Source organism: Zooshikella harenae, assembly GCF_018837975.1.
In the GTDB taxonomy this organism is placed as follows: domain Bacteria; phylum Pseudomonadota; class Gammaproteobacteria; order Pseudomonadales; family Zooshikellaceae; genus Zooshikella; species Zooshikella harenae.
In genome coordinates this window covers 1-18,898 of sequence record NZ_JAGSOY010000005.1, presented here as the reverse complement: position 1 = coordinate 18,898, position 18,898 = coordinate 1, and the positions used below count along the sequence as shown (strand labels likewise).

Genomic DNA, 18,898 nt, shown 5'->3' with positions numbered 1-18,898 from the left:
CCAAATGGGCATAGTTGCGCGTCTAATTTTGTATGGTGATAGCATTCAAGGAGCAAGACGGTGGCAAATACCCCCTCTGCCAAAAAACGTGCACGTCAGAATGAGAAGCGCCGTAAGCATAACGCCAGCCTGCGCTCTCACGTACGTACAGTAATCAAGAAAGTTGTTTCTGCGGTTGAAGCCAAAGATATCGAACAAGCTAAAGCTTCATTCACTGCAGCAGTGCCTGTGATCGATCGAATGGCCGATAAAGGCATTATTCATAAAAACAAAGCAGCGCGTCATAAAAGTCGCTTGTCTGCTAAGATCAAGGCTTTAGCTGAAGCTTAAGGCTAAATGGCCTGATAAAGCCGGCTATCGCCGGTTTTTTTTGGCCTACGCTTCCTGTACATGCCTTGACGTTTCTAGGTCTCACTTTCAACGCTCCCTATCAATCTCTTAACAGCACAAGATTATCCCGATGAATCAACTCTGGTTCATCCACATAACCTAAAACACCCTCTATCTGATGACTTGGCTTGCCGATAATCTGCTTTGCTTCATCAGCGCTGTAGTTCACCAAGCCATTTGCTATAGGCTCGCCTTGTATATCAACACAGGCCACCATTTCCCCTCGTTGAAAATGCCCTTCAATAACAGAAACCCCCACTGGTAATAAGCTTCTGCCTTCTTCCATCAAAACTCTTACAGCACCAGCATCAATAACCAATCGTCCTCGCGTTTGAAGATGTCCTGCCAGCCATTGCTTACGAGCAGCTAATCGTTCTTGTTCAGGAGTGAGCAATGTGCCAATTTCCTCGCCAGTCGCTACTCTAGTCAAGACGCTAGGTTGAGCGCCGCCAACAATAACAGTTTGAGCCCCTGACCGTGCTGCCAACCTGGCTGCACGCACTTTCGTCATCATTCCTCCACGACCTAAAGTGCCAGCACTACCAGCAGCCATTTTATCTAGCGCTTTACTGGAAGCAGGTGCCGTACTTACGAGTTTGGCTGTCTTATGGATTCTAGGGTCAGCATCATACAAACCTTGTTGATCCGTCAAAATAACCAGAAGATCCGCCTCAACCAGGTTAGCTACCAATGCACCTAAAGTGTCGTTGTCTCCAAAGCGTATTTCATCTGTGGCAACCGTATCATTTTCGTTGATGATAGGAATAACACCTAACTCCAACATGGTTCGTAAAGCACTTCGAGCATTTAAGTAACGCTGTCGATTAGATAAATCAGCATGGGTAAGGAGTACTTGAGCTGGAGAGATATTATGCTGCCGAAAAAAACTCTCATATGCCTGAATCAGCCCCATCTGGCCTACTGCCGCTGCAACTTGTAGCTCATGGATTGCTCTTGGTCGAGATGCCCAGCCCAACCTAACCATTCCTTGGGCAACAGAACCCGATGAAACCAGCACCACTTCGATGCCTTGTCTACGCAAAGTAGCTATTTGCTCTACCCACTGCTGCATCGCTTCCGTCGCTAAGCCTTTACCATTCGCAGTAAGTAAAGCACTACCAATTTTGACAACCCAACGCTTTGCTTTGGTCAGTTTTTCTCTTTGATTATCTTGCTGCATAAAAGTTAACTACATGAGAACGTTAGCCCAATCTTGGCTAACAAATTGATGCTTATCAGCCATTTGATTAGCCAAAAAATATTAGTTTTACTTTATCAACAAATACGAAAACAGTCTTTTACTACTTACGGCACGTAAAAAACTTCGACATCACCATCATCATTGTCGTCGTCATCATCTTGATGTTTGGCTGCGCGTTTGCGTGCTTTTCGCTGCTCTACCAAAATACGCATTTGTTCCCGAGCTTCTGCTTCCATTTGAGCTTTAAACTCTGCCTCTTCTGCAGCAGCATCAGGGTTAGAAGCTTCTTCTTCAGCCTTAGCTTCAATGTAATTCATGATATCCTGACAAAGCTGTTCTGTGCCTTTTCTGGCCAGCGCAGAAACAGTATAAACAGGTCCCTGCCAGTTCAATGCATCAACAATATTTTGCTTTATTAAAGCTAAATCTTCTTCAGAAACTACATCCACTTTATTCAGCACCAACCATCGCTCACGTGCTGCTAATGTTGGGCTAAATTTTTCTAACTCCTGGATAATGGCACTGGCTACCTGGACTGGATCACTACCATCCATTGGGGCAATATCAACCAGATGCAGCAAAATACGACAACGTGCCAAATGCTTCAAAAAGCGTATACCAAGACCTGCTCCTTCAGAAGCACCTTCTATTAGCCCCGGAATATCTGCAATCACGAAGCCTCGATGCTGTTCAATCTTAACTACCCCAAGGTTAGGAACCAGTGTCGTAAACGGATAATCTGCGACTTTGGGTTTAGCATGAGATACAGCTCGTATAAAGGTTGACTTGCCAGCATTTGGCATCCCTACCAACCCAACATCCGCGATAACCTTTAGCTCCAGACGTAAATTACGTTTTTCACCAAGCGTACCTTTTGTTATCCGCCGTGGAGCTCGGTTTGTACTGGATTTAAAGTGAGTATTACCTAAACCATGATGACCACCTTTAGCCACTAATAATTTGTCACCCACATTAGTCAGATCACCAATTACTTCTCGCGTATCTTCATCAATAATCGTGGTCCCAGCAGGAACCTTCAGCACAATATCTCCACCTTTTTTACCCGAGCAGTTTCGGCCACGGCCATTTTCTCCGCGCTCTGCTCGATATTTAGGTTGGTAACGGAAATCAACTAGCGTATTCAGGTCATTATCTGCAATTAAATAAACACTACCACCATTACCACCATCACCACCATCCGGGCCGCCTCTCTCGACAAACTTTTCACGTCGAAAACTTAAGCATCCATCACCACCATTTCCAGCCTCAACATAAATGGAAGCTTCATCGACAAACTTCATGTATTAACCACCTTTCACAGATCGAGCCCAAACAGGAGAGAATCATCCTACTCGCGCAAAAAAATATTGCCAGCTTGTTTTCTATTTCAGTTTAGGTGTTGAAATAAAAAAGCCCCGACAAAGCGGGGCTTTTCATAAAAACTGGAAGGCGATTTTAAGCCGCTTCAATCCGTACATATTTACGGTTTTTAGGGCCTTTAACCTCGAAAACCACTCGGCCTTCAGCTTTAGCAAACAATGTATGGTCTGTGCCCATACCTACGTTTTCACCAGCATGAAAACGTGTGCCACGTTGACGTACGATAATGCTGCCAGCGGGTACCAGTTGTCCACCAAAGCGCTTAACACCTAAACGTTTACTCTGGGAATCGCGTCCGTTACGGGTACTACCCCCTGCCTTCTTGTGAGCCATGCTTCAGTCTCCTATCGTAAATTAGCCCGCATTAATGCCAGTAATTTTAACTTGGGTGTACCACTGACGGTGCCCCATTTGCTTGCGATGGTGCTTCCGACGTCTAAACTTGACGATTTGCACTTTTTTACCGCGGCCATGCGCAACCACTTCAGCAGAAACCTTGGCCCCTTCAACTTGAGGTGCACCGATTTTGATCTCTTCACCGTTAGCAACCAACAGTACTTTATCGAACTCGACAGCTTCACCTGTTGCTACTTCCAGCTTTTCTAACTTTAGGGTTTCCCCTTCAGCGACTTTATACTGTTTGCCGCCACTTACGATTACCGCATACATGTATCTATCTCCGAAAATCCACAGCCGCCTTTTTGTTAAAGGCATCCAGTCAGATCTGGAATTTACAAAATCGAAAATACCTATCCGCAACGCACACTAAAAATGGCGTAATGCATACTAAGATTACTTCCCATAAACACCTACAACATCATAATGACAGTGCTATATATCTGTCTTAACTTGATATTAATAGCGTTTATAACAAAAAGAAGAAATCCAGGATTTTCGCGCGTGAGCGCGCAATTCTACGGAAATCCCTTGAGTCAAGCAAGCATTACCTGCTTCCATTTTAGCCTATATCTGTTACCACCTATTTATAGTCCAAAAGCACAGCCTCCAGCCCTAAAATGTGACCTACCAAGAAATACTCTTTTGACTCACTTCCAATCTATTTATCAATTCCCCCTAATCTTCGAGCAAACAAATGAGATAAAGTGTTTTGCAAGTAAAAATCATTCACAGTGGGTATATCTGACATAGCATCCGCGTTATCATTCTTGACAGAACGTTTCTACCCCCCTAGCATGCGGGCGGTTTTCTTTAATCGTGCACATAAAATCTCATGCCTGAATCCAAGCTTGTTCAAGATATCTACGCAGTCGTCGCTGATGACTTTACTGCTGTTGATAAGTGCATCAACATCCAACTAGCGTCACAAGTTCCTCTCGTCACTAAAATAGCTGAATATATTGTTCAAGCTGGAGGTAAAAGACTCAGACCTTTGCTCGTACTTCTTGCAGCCCGTGCATGCGGTTACCAGGGAGAACAGCAAATCTCACTAGCCGCTATTATTGAGTTTCTCCATACAGCCACCCTTTTGCATGATGATGTTGTAGATACTTCAGATCTAAGACGAGGTAAATCAACTGCTAATGCCAAATGGGGTAATGCCCCAAGCGTGTTAGTAGGTGACTTTCTGTATTCCCGTGCATTTCAAATGATGGTGCAATTAGGGCATATGGATATTATGAATACTCTATCTTCAGCCACCAATATCATTGCTGAAGGTGAAGTAATGCAGCTTATGCGCATAAGGGATGCCAACACATCAGAAGCTGACTACCTGAAAGTCATTCATGGCAAAACAGCCATGCTGTTTGAGGCGTCTACACATACGGCAGCTCAGCTGGCAAAAAGTAACAAAGAAGTGTGTGAATCTCTTCGCCGTTTTGGTTGTCATCTTGGCATGGCATTTCAGCTAGTTGATGACGTGCTTGATTATCAGGGTGACACTGAAGCAATGGGTAAAAACATTGGTGATGATCTTGCTGAAGGCAAACCTACCCTGCCGCTGATTTACACTATTCAAACAGGCTCACCCGAAGCCGCTCAACGTGTCAGACAAGCCATTCAAAAACCCAACTTAGTAAATATAAAAGAAATCATTGAAATCATCACCCAAAGTGGCTCCCTTGACTACACCCTTAAGAAAGCCACAGAGCAGCAAAAATTGGCTACAGATGCATTAGCCATTCTGCCACCTTCTACCTATAAAACAGCATTACTTAACTTAGCCGAGTTTGCCATTAAACGAAGCTTTTAAGACCAGTATCATAATACTATTGCCGCCTATTAGTCATGGCGGCAACAATCTGGTTGCGTCCTAATAAGCTAGGCACAAACATTAAAAGTCCTGTCAACGAAAATGCCTCTTTCTCACCATCACTTATTATCAAACGTGAGATTTTCTAGTTAAGACTTTTGTAAGACCAATCTCCTTTTTCGTGAAAAGTAAACATGACTGAACATCAGTTTCCGTATATTTATTCTGATCCTTTTGCTTTTTATCACTTTTTTTCAAAAGAGCACTGTCAACCCCTACCAACATAAAACTTCCTCTGTATAATTTCGCTCTTTTTTTGGGGTCTATTCAGTAACGAAGGTGTCACCTTGTTAATCTTCACGGTAACAAACAAGATCACTAGTCAGGTTTATGTTGGTACGACACGTAACCAACTTGAAGTACAATGGGCGAAAATTGTTGCCGCAGCCGAAATGGATCTTGATTTCCCTCTATACAAAGAGATTCTTCGCTACGGCGCCGATGAGTTTAGTGTTGAAGAGTGGGATTATGCGGAAAGTAGAGACGAGCTTGCTGAGCTAGAGCAAGAAGCGATCAACACGTACAGTGCTCTAAGCTTAAAAGGCTACAAGTTGGGTTCATCATCAAATACTATTTGTCGCCCTGTACGTAGAAAAGCGCCAGCAAAAGCTAAACCAAGTAACCCTGACACGTCAAGCACTGGTGCTCAACAAGCAGCAACAGCCAAGCAGCAAGCTCCTGTTCCTGCTAAACCACCATCACCATCAGCAGAAACAATGGCTAAAATAGAAGCTCATGAAGGGCCTTCTATTTTACAACGACTTACAGCAAAGGCTAAATCTTATGATGCTTACACTCATCATAATGGTCGCAGTACTACTGAAGCTACAACAGTGCCACCATCTAAAAACAACACTGCTACATGTAGCCCAGCACCATTACCAGAAGCAGCTCCTGCAGCTCGCACTACCACTAAAGCAAAGAAGTCAGCTGTACAACCATTAAAAACAACTTCTGTCCAAACTCAGAACAAACCCACTGCAGAGGAAGAGCAAACATCTACAGTAGGGTCTATCCTTAAACAGCTAACTGAGCAGGCAAAAACCTATAACAACCACTCAAAAGCTGATGATAATCAAGAGAACTCAAAAGAAACTCAACTTTCTTCGCTAGCAACTTTAGAGCAGCATCAAGCTGAAGACATTAGTCCACCTGAACCAAAACCATTAACAGAAAAAGAGTTACAGATGGTTGCTGCTATTGAGGCTCAGCGAGATTTAACTAAGCAGAAAACACCTGCTGAAATGGAAAGTTCAAAGCAATCTCTGTTAGCAATACTGGAAAATTTAAATGAGATGGCTGAACAGCTCAAAGCTCAGTATTTACGTCCTCAAAGCTGCTGGCACACCTTAAAGCAAACAGCTTAATCCTTATAAAAAATTTATTTTAAGTGCTCTTGGCCTGCTCGGTTATCATTTGGCTACCTACCTTCACTTAAAATTTATATACGTGCTAATGACCTTCCCAGAATCAGGTGTCACCTATTCTGGGACTTCACTTTATCTTTTTAAGTTATCATTAACTTGAATAATTTCTAGCCAGAACTACATTTCTTTCATCTATCTCTGACGAACTATTAGGTTAATCTTTTAGTCAAAGGATTTACAGGGCTATGAGAACACTGACTATGTCGAGTCTTACAAACTCATCATTAAAGCAACTGCAACAAGCTGTCGCAGAAATGCAGCAGATGGAAGCTGCATTAGCGCTTAGTTATTACCAATGCAGTGAGGTTATCAAGCAAATGCAACAGGTAAGAGAAGCTTTTGGAAATCATTTCATGAAAGCTTCCCCCACCCCCATTATTACTTCTTCTCATAATAAGACACGACTACAAGATAATTGCAGCTACCCACCCAAAAACAAGTAAAGGCAAGTTATAGTGAAGAAACGTAGGTACCACTGTATCCCATATATGATTATGCTGCCCATCCATATTCAAGCCAGCAGTTGGTCCTAACGTTGAGTCAGAAGTTGGTGATCCAGCATCGCCAAGCGCAGCAGCTGTTCCAACTAAAGCAACAATTGCCAATGGAGAAAACCCTAACTGCATAGCAAGAGGTACATAAATTGCGCTTATAATTGGAATCGTTGAGAATGACGAGCCAATCCCCATTGTAATCAACAACCCTACAGCCAACATCACCAGTGCAGCTAAGCTCTTATTACTGCCAATCAATGCTGCGGAATTATTTACCAGGTTAGCAATGTCTCCTGTCTGCCTCAGTACTTCAGCAAAGCCAGCGGCAGCGATCATGATAAATCCCACCATTGACATCATCTTCATACCATCGACAAACACCCCATCTGACGCTTTCCAGTTAATGACGCCACTAAGAGAAAACACCAGAAAACCAATCATTGCTCCTAAGATCATTGAGTCAGTCAATAACTGAACAATAAATGCTGCAACAATGGCGACAATGGACATACCTAAGCTTTTTGCTGAGTAAGAGACAGAGATACTCTCAGCCTGTTGAATTTTCTCAAGATCATACTCACGCTTACCACGGTATGAGATAAAAACAGCTACTAATAACCCCATCAACATTCCCAAAGCAGGGATAAGCATGGCTTGTGAAGCATTAATTCCTTCAGTGGCCAGGCCATTATCAGCCAGGTTTGCCAACAATATTTCATTAAGAAAGATACCGCCAAACCCAACAGGCAAAAACATATAAGGGGTAATCAAACCGAATGTCAGCACACAGGCAATTAAACGACGATCAAGATGCAATTTCGCCATAACCATAAGCAGTGGTGGAATTAACAAAGGAATAAAGGCAATGTGGATGGGAATTATATTTTGAGAGCTAATGGCTACCAATACTAATACAGCAATTAACCCATACTTCAACTGTTTTACTTTTTGTGGTTGATCTCCATTCTTTCCCAACATCGTTACAGCTTTATCTGCAATTAAGTGAGGTAGACCCGACTTGGCAATCGCAACCGCAAACGCTCCTAATAACGCATAGCTCAATGCTACTTGAGCTCCCCCACCCAGCCCTTTACTAAAGGCATTAATTGTTTCTTCTAGGCCAAGCCCTCCTACTAATCCCCCGGCAATAGCACCAATTATAAGTGAAATTACCACGTTAGTGCGCAATAAGCTGAGCACTAACATGACCAAGACTGCAACCACCACTGAATTCATAGCTCGTTAACCACTTCATTAAGTCTGTTGTTTTTCAAAAGAACAAGATCATAACCGATCAGCTTTTGATCACCAAGGCCGCAAACCAGCTAAAAACCTGACTATTGATCTCTGAACAAGAAATGAAATGTGTATACAAAGTCTTTTCTAATTAGCGCTATACACGCTATTCGTAGTCCCCAACCTTATAAACCCAAAAAAGGTTAAACAGTTGGCACTTTACTTATAGCTATTATTTTTTTTCAAATAATTTCATTTTACGGGAAACTTTTAATCCACACCTTTGTCTTATTAATTACCATGATGCAACCAGATATGGAGTTATCTGGTTTTCATTGAGTCTCCCCGGATACAGGCAGCTTGTATGAAAATACAACTGTCTGTTTTTTTTGTTCTGCTAAACCAGCTATTATCACTAACCCGATAGCATTAAAGGTCCTCTTTAAGTACAGTAATGAACAATAAATGTTAGATTGGTTGAGGCTCAAACACTTAAACCATTTCAGCAGTGTCAGAGGAGCAAGCGTGATCACGTACCTCATCAATAAGCTGTTGAAAGTCAACTAACTTAACTGGCTTCGTCAAGTAATGATCCATGCCTGCTTGAAAACACTTCTCTCGTTCTCCCTCCAAAGCATTGGCTGTTAAAGCAACAATATATATATGTGAGCGTTCAGGCTCTAACGAACGAATTTGCCGGGTAGCATCATAGCCATCCATCACCGGCATATTGCAATCCATAACAATAAGATCAAACCCCTGGCTCTGCCACATATTAACCGCTTCTTGCCCATTATTCGCAACACTCACCTTACATTGTAATTTGCTCAACATTCTGGCTGCTACTTTTTGGTTAACTGGATTATCTTCAGCTACCAATACTTTAAGCTGTCCAGTATTTTCATCAGCCATTTGACTAACATCAAACACTTCAGGCAACTCTATATCTGGCTGAATATAACGGGTAATAAACCCATGTGATTTATTCAGCAAGGCATGACAGAGCGTTAGAAAATCTTTGTGTTTTGTGGGGTGCGATAAATAGCCATTAAAACCGACCACTTTAAACTGATTAGCTTCTCCACAACGAGGGAATAAGCTATACCAAATTATCGCTAACTGACGTATAGCAGGATGAACCGCACGAATATGCTGTAACAATTTGGGATAACTTTCACTCATTAGTTCACTACTAATAAGTATGCATTGATACTCCTGTAAGCTGTTTTTACCTACCCAATTCGCCAACTCTGTCAATGAAGATAAATGAACTAAATGTAAATTCACTTTTTTCGCTAAACAAGCAAGGTAATTATAAACGATAGAACTTTCGCCCAACCAAATCCCTTTTAATAAACTTTGAGAACTAAGTGCAGGCTTATTCATCAATGGGTCTGTAGTACACACAGTTGGTAAAGATAACGTTAAGGTAAATCGAGCAGGATTATCCAGTGTTGATTTTTCGAGTTTTCCCCACATCAACTCCGCTAACTGCCGAGCAATAGCCACACCTATAGAATCAGCGCTTTCATTTTCCTGAGCCGCTGATGTATAACGTTCATCAAATAGATCCCACGTTATTAATTGGCCACTATCATGAATAATAAATTTAACCACCGCTTCATCGATACTCGTGTGCCCCTGCACATCCAAGGCTATATATCCTTGGTCTGTGTGTTGAATAGTATGACTAACGAGGTTAAGTAAAACTTGACGAATTCGAGCAACATCACCCTCTAATTGTTCTGGCAAATAACTAGCAATATCATAGAGCAAAACAATTTGCTTTTGCGCCGCGCGAAAGGCACTTAAAAAAATCACTTCTTCCACAAGAGAGCATAGTAAGAATGGTTTACGTTGAAGAGAAATTCGTCCTGCTTCAAGGGTCGTATAATCCAACATATTGTGAATCATCGCTAAGGTAGCATCTCCAGACTTCAACGCATAATCAATATATTCTTTCTGCTCTGGTGTTAACTTGGTTGCATCCAATAAACTCAGCATGCCAAGAATGCCACTTAAGGGCGTTTTAAGTTCATGTGTGACATTAGTTACAAATAAGCTCTTTTGATAATTTGCCAGCTCAGCAGCTTCTCTGGCTTTAACCAAGTCATACTCTACCTGCTGTCTTTGTTCTATTTCTTGCTTTAATGCTTTATTGGTTGCTTCCTGCTCTGTCACTAATCGTTTACTGTTTTCAAGCAACGTGGCAGTTTGTTGGCTTTTTTCTATAAGAATACCTGCTGTAAATGCTAACTCTCCAAGCTCATCTTTACGATGCTTGCCAGGAATTTCTATATCAAGCTCTCCAATTGACAACAACCTAAATGCATTCGTAATTTTCTTAAGTGGGATAACAGTGCTCAAAATAAGGAATATTGCAATTAATACGCTGAGCAGACTTACTACAATGACTACCAACCACTTATTCTTTACGATATCCTGAAACTCTTTATCAAAAACCTTATCCGATTGCTCAACCTGAAGAAATGCATACTTTAAAAAGTCTTGGTAGCGGTTTTCTATATGTACAAGGTCAGTGGTTAATTTGACCCAAAGAGACTGAGTGTTAAGGTATGCTTGGATCAATGCATCTAAATCAGTCACCAACCCAGTTATTTGCAGTTTAGCTGATGCCTTCCTCTGCTTTAATATTGCTAATTCCTGCTTATACTTCCCTGCAGTGACCAACCACTGATTATTTAGATTTTTATATTGGTCGAATAAGCTTGTAGACAGTAACCATTGTTTTATATCTACAAGTATTTGGTTTTCTTCAGTATTTGATACTGGCTGGAGTGATTGAGTGATAATACTATCAACATCAATTAATAGCCTTGAGTGAAATTGCTGAAAGCGAAGATTCTCAGTTCGTAATGTATCGATGTGTTGGATGAACAAGCTAAATAGTTCAGATTGATCAGTCAGTTCACCAGGTAAAGAAGGCGGATTTACTAATTTAATTTTTTCAAGATTTGCGTAACTATCCCTAACCTCCAGAACTATACTTTTAAACTGTTCTATGCTAACCAGTGTATTTTTGTTTTTTCCCTGTAGAAAAAATCGCAGTTTACTGATTTTCTCTACAATATTCAGTAATTCTGTTCTACTTAATTCACTTGTCCTAATCTCATAAAACAACTCATTCACACTATTTACACTTTTCAAACCATTTGCCACCAACAAAACCATTGTTAGTAACAAGCAAAAAAATAGCGCAAATACTTTCCCTTTAATTGTCAAGCTATTTCGCATAAGGTCCATTTGCTTAATGTGTACACCCTTATCAATGGGTAGATAACAACTATTCCCTGCTAAATTTACTTTTGTAGTTTTAGTTAGCTAATAAAACTACATAAAACCTTAACGTTATTAACAAAACATAGAGTAAACCGAAAAATTTGTTCTCTTTATACTATAGTAGTCTACTTCAATCACTCCAAGCTCAATGCGTAATATAAAATTAACCTAAAAATAATTCGTAATGGATACAAAAGGGACTAGAAAGTCCCTAATGTTTAATTTTCAGCAACTGGCTCGCGCATGGTGACAAATTCCTCTGCCGCCGTGGGATGTATACCAATTGTTCTATCGAACACCGCTTTTGTTGCTCCAGCCTGAACAGCTACAGCCAGTCCCTGCATTATTTCTCCTGCTTCAGCACCCACCATATGACAGCCAATCACTTTATCAGTCACCTTATCCACAATAAGCTTCATCAGCGTTTTTTCCTCACTACCACTGAGTGTATGCTTTAAGTGGCGAAAGCTGGTTCGATAAATATCCAACTTACTGTATCGATCCCTTGCCTGAGCTTCTGTTAACCCTACAGAGGCAATATTCGGGTGAGAAAATACTGCAGAAGGCACCAATGAATAATCAATAGGTTCATTACTCTCCTGATACCAATGACGAACTAGGCTCATTGCTTCAGCTAATGCCACTGGCGTTAATTGCACTCGATTAATCACATCACCTAATGCATATATTGAAGGTACAGATGTCTGAAAGTGCTCATTGACAACAATTGCGCCATGTTGATCTGTTTCAATCCCTACCTGGGCCAAATTTAAACCTAAGGTATTAGGTACACGACCTGTAGCGTATAGCACCAGATCAGTGTTTATCTCTCCTCCCGTTTTTAACTGACATTGCAACGTGCCATCCTGCTGCTTATCTAAACGAGAAATATCTTCACTAAAACGTAACTGAATTCCTTTTTTATCAATTTCATCACGCATAAAGTGACGTACATCGTCATCAAACCCACGTAAAAAAAGCTCTCTTCTATAAATTAACGTTGTTTCAACGCCTAATCCATTGAAGATGCTCGCAAACTCCAGTGCTATATAACCTCCTCCTACAACGACTACACGTTTTGGTAAGGCGTCTAAATAAAAGGCATCATTTGATGTAATCGCATGCTCATGACCAGGAAACTCAGGAACAAAAGGCTGCCCGCCTGTCGCAATTAAAATTCGCTCAGCAGAGTAATGATCCCCATCTACCTCGACAGTATGATCATCAATAAACCGTGCATGACCATTAATAATGGTTACTCCAGCACTTTCCAGCAAACGCTGGTAGATGCCATTTAGTCGTTGTATTTCCTTATCTTTATTACGCCTTAATACTGGCCAGTCAAATTGTGTATCATCAATTGACCAGCCAAAACCGGTGGCATCACGAAAGTCTTCAGCAAAGTGCGCGGCATAAGAAAGTAGCTTCTTGGGTACACAACCGACGTTGACACAGGTTCCCCCCAAAAAAGTAGACTCAACAACAGCTACTTTTGCGCCCTGTGACGCAGCCATACGACTGGCCCGAACGCCACCAGATCCTGCCCCTATAACCAACAAGTCATAATCGTAATTCGAGTTCGCCATGAATAGCATCTCTTTAATTGCGCAGATAAAAACAAATTTCAGTATAATGCGGCCATTATAGGTCAGCCACCAAATGCAGCAACTCCCTATATGCATGAGCTGAATCTGTTCAAATATGTTTATTGACCGGCAACATGATGAAAACGTTTAGTAATGCCATAACTGACTTAAAGCTCACTCGCTACCCAATAAATACCAAAGACACTTTGCAAGCTTGGGATGCTGCTGATGAGTACTTGATAGAATTTATCGCAAAATCAACTAATAACTGGCAACAGCCCATCATCCTGAATGATCAGTGGGGTGCACTCTCGCTTGCTCTTCACCCAACACACCCTACTATTATCAGTGACTCTTTTCTCAGTCATCAAGGTATAATTCACAATGCTCAAACCAACTACATTGCAAGTGATGACTTCTCACTGCTCACCCCCTTATCTGCACTTTCTGGTAAATATGATCTTGTCATCCTGAAAGTACCCAAAAATAATGCGCTACTTATTGAGCAACTCATTCGTCTACATCCCTATATTTCTTCCAATACCACATTTGTTGCGGGTGGAATGATAAAACACCTCCCTCCCACGCTCATTCAAACATTAGAACGATACATTGGCCCAACTCAAGCATCTTTAGCGCAAAAAAAAGCACGTCTTTTCCACAGTACAATTAATACTAATGTGGCGACAGAAAAGTCTTTTCCAATCTCTTATACATTTAACTTCCTCAATCACACGCTTACTGCCTATGGTCATGCCAACGTATTTGCAAGACAAAAATTAGATATTGGCACTCGACTGCTTTTGCAAAACTTATCATCCTTACCACTAGAAAAGGCTCAACATATAGTTGATTTAGGCTGCGGCAACGGTGCGCTTGGTGTATGTGCAGGCATCATGAATCCTGAGGCCCAAATTACTTTTACTGACGAGTCATTTATGGCAGTCAATTCGGCTAAATTAACATGGCAGCACACTTTTCCAAACAGGCAAAATGCACAGTTTATTGTCAATGACTGCTTACAAGGAATAACACAAGAAGCAGATGAGATTCTGTGTAATCCACCATTTCATCAGCAGCACGCTGTTGGTGATCAAATTGCGCGGAGGATGTTTAAACAAGCAAAACAGAAATTAGCACTTGGTGGGGCTTTGACAGTCATTGGTAACCGACATTTAAATTACCATGTCATCCTTAAGCGACTTTTTGGAAATTGCACACTCATCGCCAGCGACCGAAAATTTGTTGTGCTTCGTACAATAAAATCACCTTAAACAAAAAAAGGACCTGCGCCATGGTCCTTTTTATCTTTCCATTAAAGCCTACAAATAAAATCAGTCTTATTTGCTGGCCACGTTCATTGTTTTCGCTTCAACGAGTACTTCTTGTAACTGTTTTGGTAATTGCTCTTGAAAATATCTTTTCATGGTCGACGTTAAAGCAGGCAAGTTATGACTGGCAACAACTTGTGGTAATGGATCAATACCTATTGAGTTTAGTATTAAACCAAACTGGCTTTGCATTTGTGCATATTGAAAGTGCTGATCTAAAGATGCAAGCAACATATCTGCTTTTGCCTGGGTAAGCTCCAACCTGGCAGTCATACCGGTATCACCTTGAGCACGGTACTGACGATAACGCTGGTTTTCAATATCTGTAGCAGACAAAGATAATTCATAGTCTTTTTTCGCAATTAAATAACTACGTACTGCCAATTCCATTTGCGCTAAAATAGCAGAGCTTAATGCACGACGCTGTAAATTAACTAGTTTATTACGCGAGTCTTGTAAAGCATTTACATCGGGTATTGTGGCAAGCTTAACTAAATCATAAGAAACCTGAACACCTGCTTCTGCCCAGCTTTGATTTAGTAAGAAACTATTGTCGTCATAGTAGCCACCTAGGGTAAATGATAATCCAGGCAACAACTCCAGCTTAGCTATCGTACCTTCTTTTTCGACAATACGTGCATTATAGTCCATCTCTCTTAATTCAGGCCGATAACGCAGTGCAGCTAGCTGCAAAGAAGTCAATTGTTGTACATTAAAAGTAAAAGAACTCTCTTTTCTAGGCATTGGCATGACACGATAATAAGTTCCTGGAGAAAGGTTCATCAGTCGTGCTAAATCAGCTTTTGCCAAAGCTAGCTCATCGCTTTTCTTCAACAAACCACGATAGGTTTTTAATAAGTCCCGCCGGTACTCAAGCGTTTGTATTGGTCTCTGTAATCCATCAGTCTTCATCCGCCTAGCGGTATTAAGAGCATTTTCAATGTCACGGATGGCCGAATGTAAATTCTGCTCAATCTCTTGCGCAGCTACAACACGCCAATAAGCTTGCCGCACCTCTTGAACAATATTCTGAACAACTTTACGACGTTGTTCTTCTGCTATAAGCACCTTATCTGCATGCTGCTGTTGTCTGAGATAGCTAACACCAAAATCCAAAACATTCCAAACAACCTGAGCTTGGGCTGTCCATAGTTCTTTATCCTGGGAGGTTGATGTTTCCAAAGATTCCACACCTCTACTCACAGAAAAGCTATTTGAGGCATTCTCATTATCCCGATGTTTATAGCCTGCAGAAGCCGCTAATCTTGGTAGTAGATCGTATTTAGATAGGTCAAGTTCTCTATTTTTGACCACTTGGGAAAGCATTTTCAGTCGATGATCAATGTTATATTTAACCGCCCGAGCCATCGCCTCATAAAGGCTTACTTCTCCCGACACAGGTATTTGTTCTTTAAACATTTGATCAATGTCATTCATCACTCGCTGTGCTGTTTTTTCAGGATTAATGGGTTCTGGTGTCACTACACACCCCCCCAATGTTAATAATCCCAAAAAAAGCATCCATCCGTGGATAATTTTCATGGCGCAACTGTTACCCCGTAAATAAAACCCTAATTAAACGTTTTTTGATTTTTCTAAGCAAAGGTCTAGTTTACGACCCCCCGAACTACATGCTAGCTATAGTAGTACAAAGAATGTAAGTAATAAGGGCCCTTAAGCCTTATTACTTACATATAACTATAGCTAATTCACTGCATTTTTTTAGATACTCGACTTTGGCCATTTAGAAGCTAAGGCATTGCAGGTAAAGCAATACAGTTAGTGTTTATAACCTGAATTAACTCATGTCTAATGAAAACCATGATATGAATTAATTCTAACCTGTTGTTTCTAATAGCTTATTTTTAGCTGTCATGTGTATTGAATGATGGCCAAAGTCGAGTTAGATAGAAATATAATTTATTTTTGTAACGATTTTCTAACTCACTTTTTCAGCTGTTTTTTTAATCCACTACTAGTTCGCTTTTCTCAGCATTGTCACTTGGTAGTGTAGCCACTAATGCATCCAATAAAGCCTGTTTTTTAATGGTATTATTCGCGAGCTGTAACTGCTCTGTAAAACTGGGCCTAAATGTCGAATTATTTGTATCACCACGACTTGGAGAGGAATCACCCTGATTACTATTCTGAGTATCACTATTTTCAGGAGATCCACTATCTGTAGGCTCCAAACGAGTATCATCATCCCCGTCATTACTATCATCAGGACTACTTACATCATTACTATCTGCTGGTCCTGTATCTTGATTAAATCCAGGGGGGTTACCAAAGTTACTGGGAGAGCCAAATGGTGTTGAGCTACTAATGCCAAATCCCCGACCAATTGCAGTATAAAAGTTGTATGTCGGAGAGAATGCTAATGGAGGTGGTACCTGGGTATTTATTGCGATATTTGTGAGTGTCGTACTATAGGTACGTTGATTAGCATCGATAACATTATTAACTGCGACAGCCTCCCTTGGTAATACGACATTTATGGTTGGAGGCTCATTATTCGTCCTGGGATTATCAGCACCTATATCATTACCATTTTGCTGGGTATAGTTGAGAGAAGCATCATCAATAACCGTTATCGTAAAAGGTCTCTCATAAGAACCACCCGCACCATCAATGGTTTTCACTCTAATAGTGTAAATACCACCAGACAAGTTAGCGGTATTCGCAGCCTTTATCACATTATTTTCAATCACAAATAAGCCGTTGTGATCACCACCCACACCACTGACTAGCACATAAGTATGTGTGTCTCCAATATCAGCATCTGTTGAGGATAATGAACCAACGATGCCCGTTGTCGAAGATAACCTTAAATCAGCATTCGATAAGCTCATGGCGGTAGGCACATCATTTACTGAAGTAACACCTATGGTTGAGGCAACAGATAAATTCTTCGTGTCACTGCCACCATTAGCTGTTCCACCATCATCGGTAATTTGTGTCAACGTAACTACACGAGGTGTCGTATTGGGTGACTGGCTGTTATTTTGGTAGGTTATACCATCAACCAGTGTCTGCGTTTGCGCAGCTGTTAAATTACCTCCTGTTAATACAACAGTCGCAGTAGAACCAGAAAAACTTACAGCATAATTTAATCCATTAATGGTGGTGGAGCCGGAAGTCCCATTCACGAGTAAAACCGAAGCCCCATCAATATTAATTATTTCTTGTGAGATGTTAGTGATATTAGTAACCGTCAATGTCAAGCCAGTGATATTTTGACCCGATTCGACTGTGCTAACCGTTGTGCCATTAAACACATTAACTGCACTACCATCCTCAACAAAATTAGGATTATTCGCATTAGCACTTAAAGTGGGAGCATCATTATTGCCAACGACGGTCACAGTGGAAGCGATGGCCAGTGAGCCTGTATTATCACCACCATTCGCAGTACCACCTGTATCCTGAATGCTGGTTAAAGTCACTACTCGGTTACTGGTATCGGGTGTATTACTGTTATTTTGATAACTAATACTATCCACCAGTGATTGCGCTGAAGCAGCTGAAATACTGCCACCAGAAAGAGAGACTGTTGCCGTATTACCCACGACAACAACCGTATAGTTAAAGCTATTTCCAACCGTAGTACCATTGGTTCCATGGGACAGCGCTATTGATGTACCATCAATATTCAAGACTTCACTTCCGCCATTAATAACATTAGTCACCGTCAGTGTAAGCCCAGAAATATTCTGCCCTGCTTCAACAGTAGAAATACTCGTACCATTGAATAGACTGGCCGCAGCCCCATCTTCAATAAAGGTTGGATTACTAGCATTTGCGGTTAAGGTAGGTTCATCATTGACGCCCACTACAGTTACCGTCGAAGCGACAGAGATGGAAGCAGTATCATCCCCGCCATTCGCCGTACCCCCGCTGTCCTGAACACTGGTTAACGTGACAACGCGGTTACTGGTACTGGGCGTATTGCTGTTGTTCTGATAACTCATGTTATCAATCAGGGTTTGCGTGGTGGCTGTGGACATCGTCCCCCCGGTCAACGCAACCGTCGCGGTGGTACCCACTACAGTGACACTGTAACTCAAGCTATTCCCGGCGGTGCTGCCACTGGTGCCATGAGTGAGCACAATGGCGGTACCGTCGATATTGATCGCTTCATTAATACCATTGGCCACATTAGAAATGGTAAAGGTGAAGCCCTTGATGGTTTGACCTGCCTCCACGGTACTAATACTAGTGCCATTAAACAGACTGCCAGCTGCACCACCCTCAGTAAACGTGGGGTTGCTGCCATTGGCA

General features: G+C 41.4%; 14 protein-coding genes. 5 read left to right on the top strand and 9 right to left on the bottom strand.

Features of this window, described 5'->3' with window-relative positions; genetic code table 11:
- Positions 1 to 60: 60 nt before the first annotated feature.
- Complete coding sequence (gene rpsT, locus KCG35_RS03595; RefSeq protein ID WP_215818303.1) at positions 61 to 330, top strand: 30S ribosomal protein S20; 270 nt, start codon at positions 61 to 63, stop codon at positions 328 to 330.
- A gap of 100 nt (positions 331 to 430) precedes the next feature.
- Here rpsT and proB read toward each other — a convergent pair whose 3' ends face one another.
- The 4 genes from proB to rplU all read right to left on the bottom strand — a co-directional run bounded on the left by proB (position 431) and on the right by rplU (position 3,640).
- Positions 431 to 1,570: a glutamate 5-kinase gene (gene proB / locus KCG35_RS03590; RefSeq protein ID WP_215818302.1), complete on the bottom strand. Its 1,140-nt coding sequence runs from the start codon at positions 1,568 to 1,570 to the stop codon at positions 431 to 433.
- Between the two features lie 125 nt (positions 1,571 to 1,695).
- Positions 1,696 to 2,892 (bottom strand): Obg family GTPase CgtA, encoded by a 1,197-nt coding sequence (cgtA, locus tag KCG35_RS03585; protein WP_215818301.1) that lies wholly within the window; start codon positions 2,890 to 2,892, stop codon positions 1,696 to 1,698.
- A gap of 154 nt (positions 2,893 to 3,046) precedes the next feature.
- The gene (gene rpmA, locus KCG35_RS03580) at positions 3,047 to 3,304 is read right to left on the bottom strand and encodes a 50S ribosomal protein L27 (protein ID WP_027707084.1); all 258 of its coding nucleotides are present in this window, start codon (positions 3,302 to 3,304) and stop codon (positions 3,047 to 3,049) included.
- 21 nt (positions 3,305 to 3,325) lie between these two features.
- Positions 3,326 to 3,640, bottom strand: a complete 315-nt coding sequence (rplU, locus tag KCG35_RS03575) for a 50S ribosomal protein L21 (protein ID WP_215818300.1) — start codon at positions 3,638 to 3,640, stop codon at positions 3,326 to 3,328.
- A gap of 562 nt (positions 3,641 to 4,202) precedes the next feature.
- Between rplU and KCG35_RS03570 the strand changes: the two genes are divergently transcribed.
- The 3 genes from KCG35_RS03570 to KCG35_RS03560 all read left to right on the top strand — a co-directional run bounded on the left by KCG35_RS03570 (position 4,203) and on the right by KCG35_RS03560 (position 7,113).
- Positions 4,203 to 5,183, top strand: a complete 981-nt coding sequence (locus tag KCG35_RS03570; RefSeq protein WP_215818299.1) for a polyprenyl synthetase family protein — start codon at positions 4,203 to 4,205, stop codon at positions 5,181 to 5,183.
- A 347-nt stretch (positions 5,184 to 5,530) separates the two neighbouring features.
- Positions 5,531 to 6,610 carry a GIY-YIG nuclease family protein gene (locus KCG35_RS03565; RefSeq protein WP_215818298.1) on the top strand — a complete coding sequence of 360 codons (1,080 nt, stop codon included), beginning with the start codon at positions 5,531 to 5,533 and terminating at the stop codon, positions 6,608 to 6,610.
- Positions 6,611 to 6,855: 245 nt separating this feature from the next.
- Positions 6,856 to 7,113, top strand: coding sequence for a hypothetical protein (locus tag KCG35_RS03560; protein ID WP_215818297.1), 258 nt, complete (start codon positions 6,856 to 6,858; stop codon positions 7,111 to 7,113).
- Here the strand turns inward: KCG35_RS03560 and KCG35_RS03555 are convergent.
- The 3 genes from KCG35_RS03555 to gorA all read right to left on the bottom strand — a co-directional run bounded on the left by KCG35_RS03555 (position 7,075) and on the right by gorA (position 13,286).
- The gene (locus KCG35_RS03555) at positions 7,075 to 8,400 is read right to left on the bottom strand and encodes a Na+/H+ antiporter family protein (RefSeq protein WP_215818296.1); all 1,326 of its coding nucleotides are present in this window, start codon (positions 8,398 to 8,400) and stop codon (positions 7,075 to 7,077) included. The two genes, KCG35_RS03560 and KCG35_RS03555, sit on opposite strands and share 39 nt — an antisense overlap.
- 492 nt (positions 8,401 to 8,892) lie before the next feature.
- The gene (locus KCG35_RS03550; RefSeq protein WP_215818295.1) at positions 8,893 to 11,655 is read right to left on the bottom strand and encodes a response regulator; all 2,763 of its coding nucleotides are present in this window, start codon (positions 11,653 to 11,655) and stop codon (positions 8,893 to 8,895) included.
- A gap of 263 nt (positions 11,656 to 11,918) precedes the next feature.
- A complete protein-coding gene (gorA, locus tag KCG35_RS03545; protein ID WP_215818294.1) occupies positions 11,919 to 13,286 on the bottom strand; it encodes a glutathione-disulfide reductase in 1,368 nt (455 codons plus the stop codon).
- 134 nt (positions 13,287 to 13,420) lie between these two features.
- On the opposite strand from gorA, the gene KCG35_RS03540 reads away from it, so the two are divergent.
- The gene (locus KCG35_RS03540; RefSeq protein ID WP_215818293.1) at positions 13,421 to 14,560 is read left to right on the top strand and encodes a methyltransferase; all 1,140 of its coding nucleotides are present in this window, start codon (positions 13,421 to 13,423) and stop codon (positions 14,558 to 14,560) included.
- Positions 14,561 to 14,626: 66 nt separating this feature from the next.
- Here KCG35_RS03540 and KCG35_RS03535 read toward each other — a convergent pair whose 3' ends face one another.
- Both KCG35_RS03535 and KCG35_RS03530 read right to left on the bottom strand, forming a co-directional pair.
- Positions 14,627 to 16,159 carry a TolC family protein gene (locus tag KCG35_RS03535; RefSeq protein WP_215818292.1) on the bottom strand — a complete coding sequence of 511 codons (1,533 nt, stop codon included), beginning with the start codon at positions 16,157 to 16,159 and terminating at the stop codon, positions 14,627 to 14,629.
- 422 nt (positions 16,160 to 16,581) lie between these two features.
- Positions 16,582 to 18,898 (bottom strand): beta strand repeat-containing protein (locus KCG35_RS03530; RefSeq protein WP_215818291.1); only part of this gene is annotated, 2,317 nt, incomplete at its 5' end.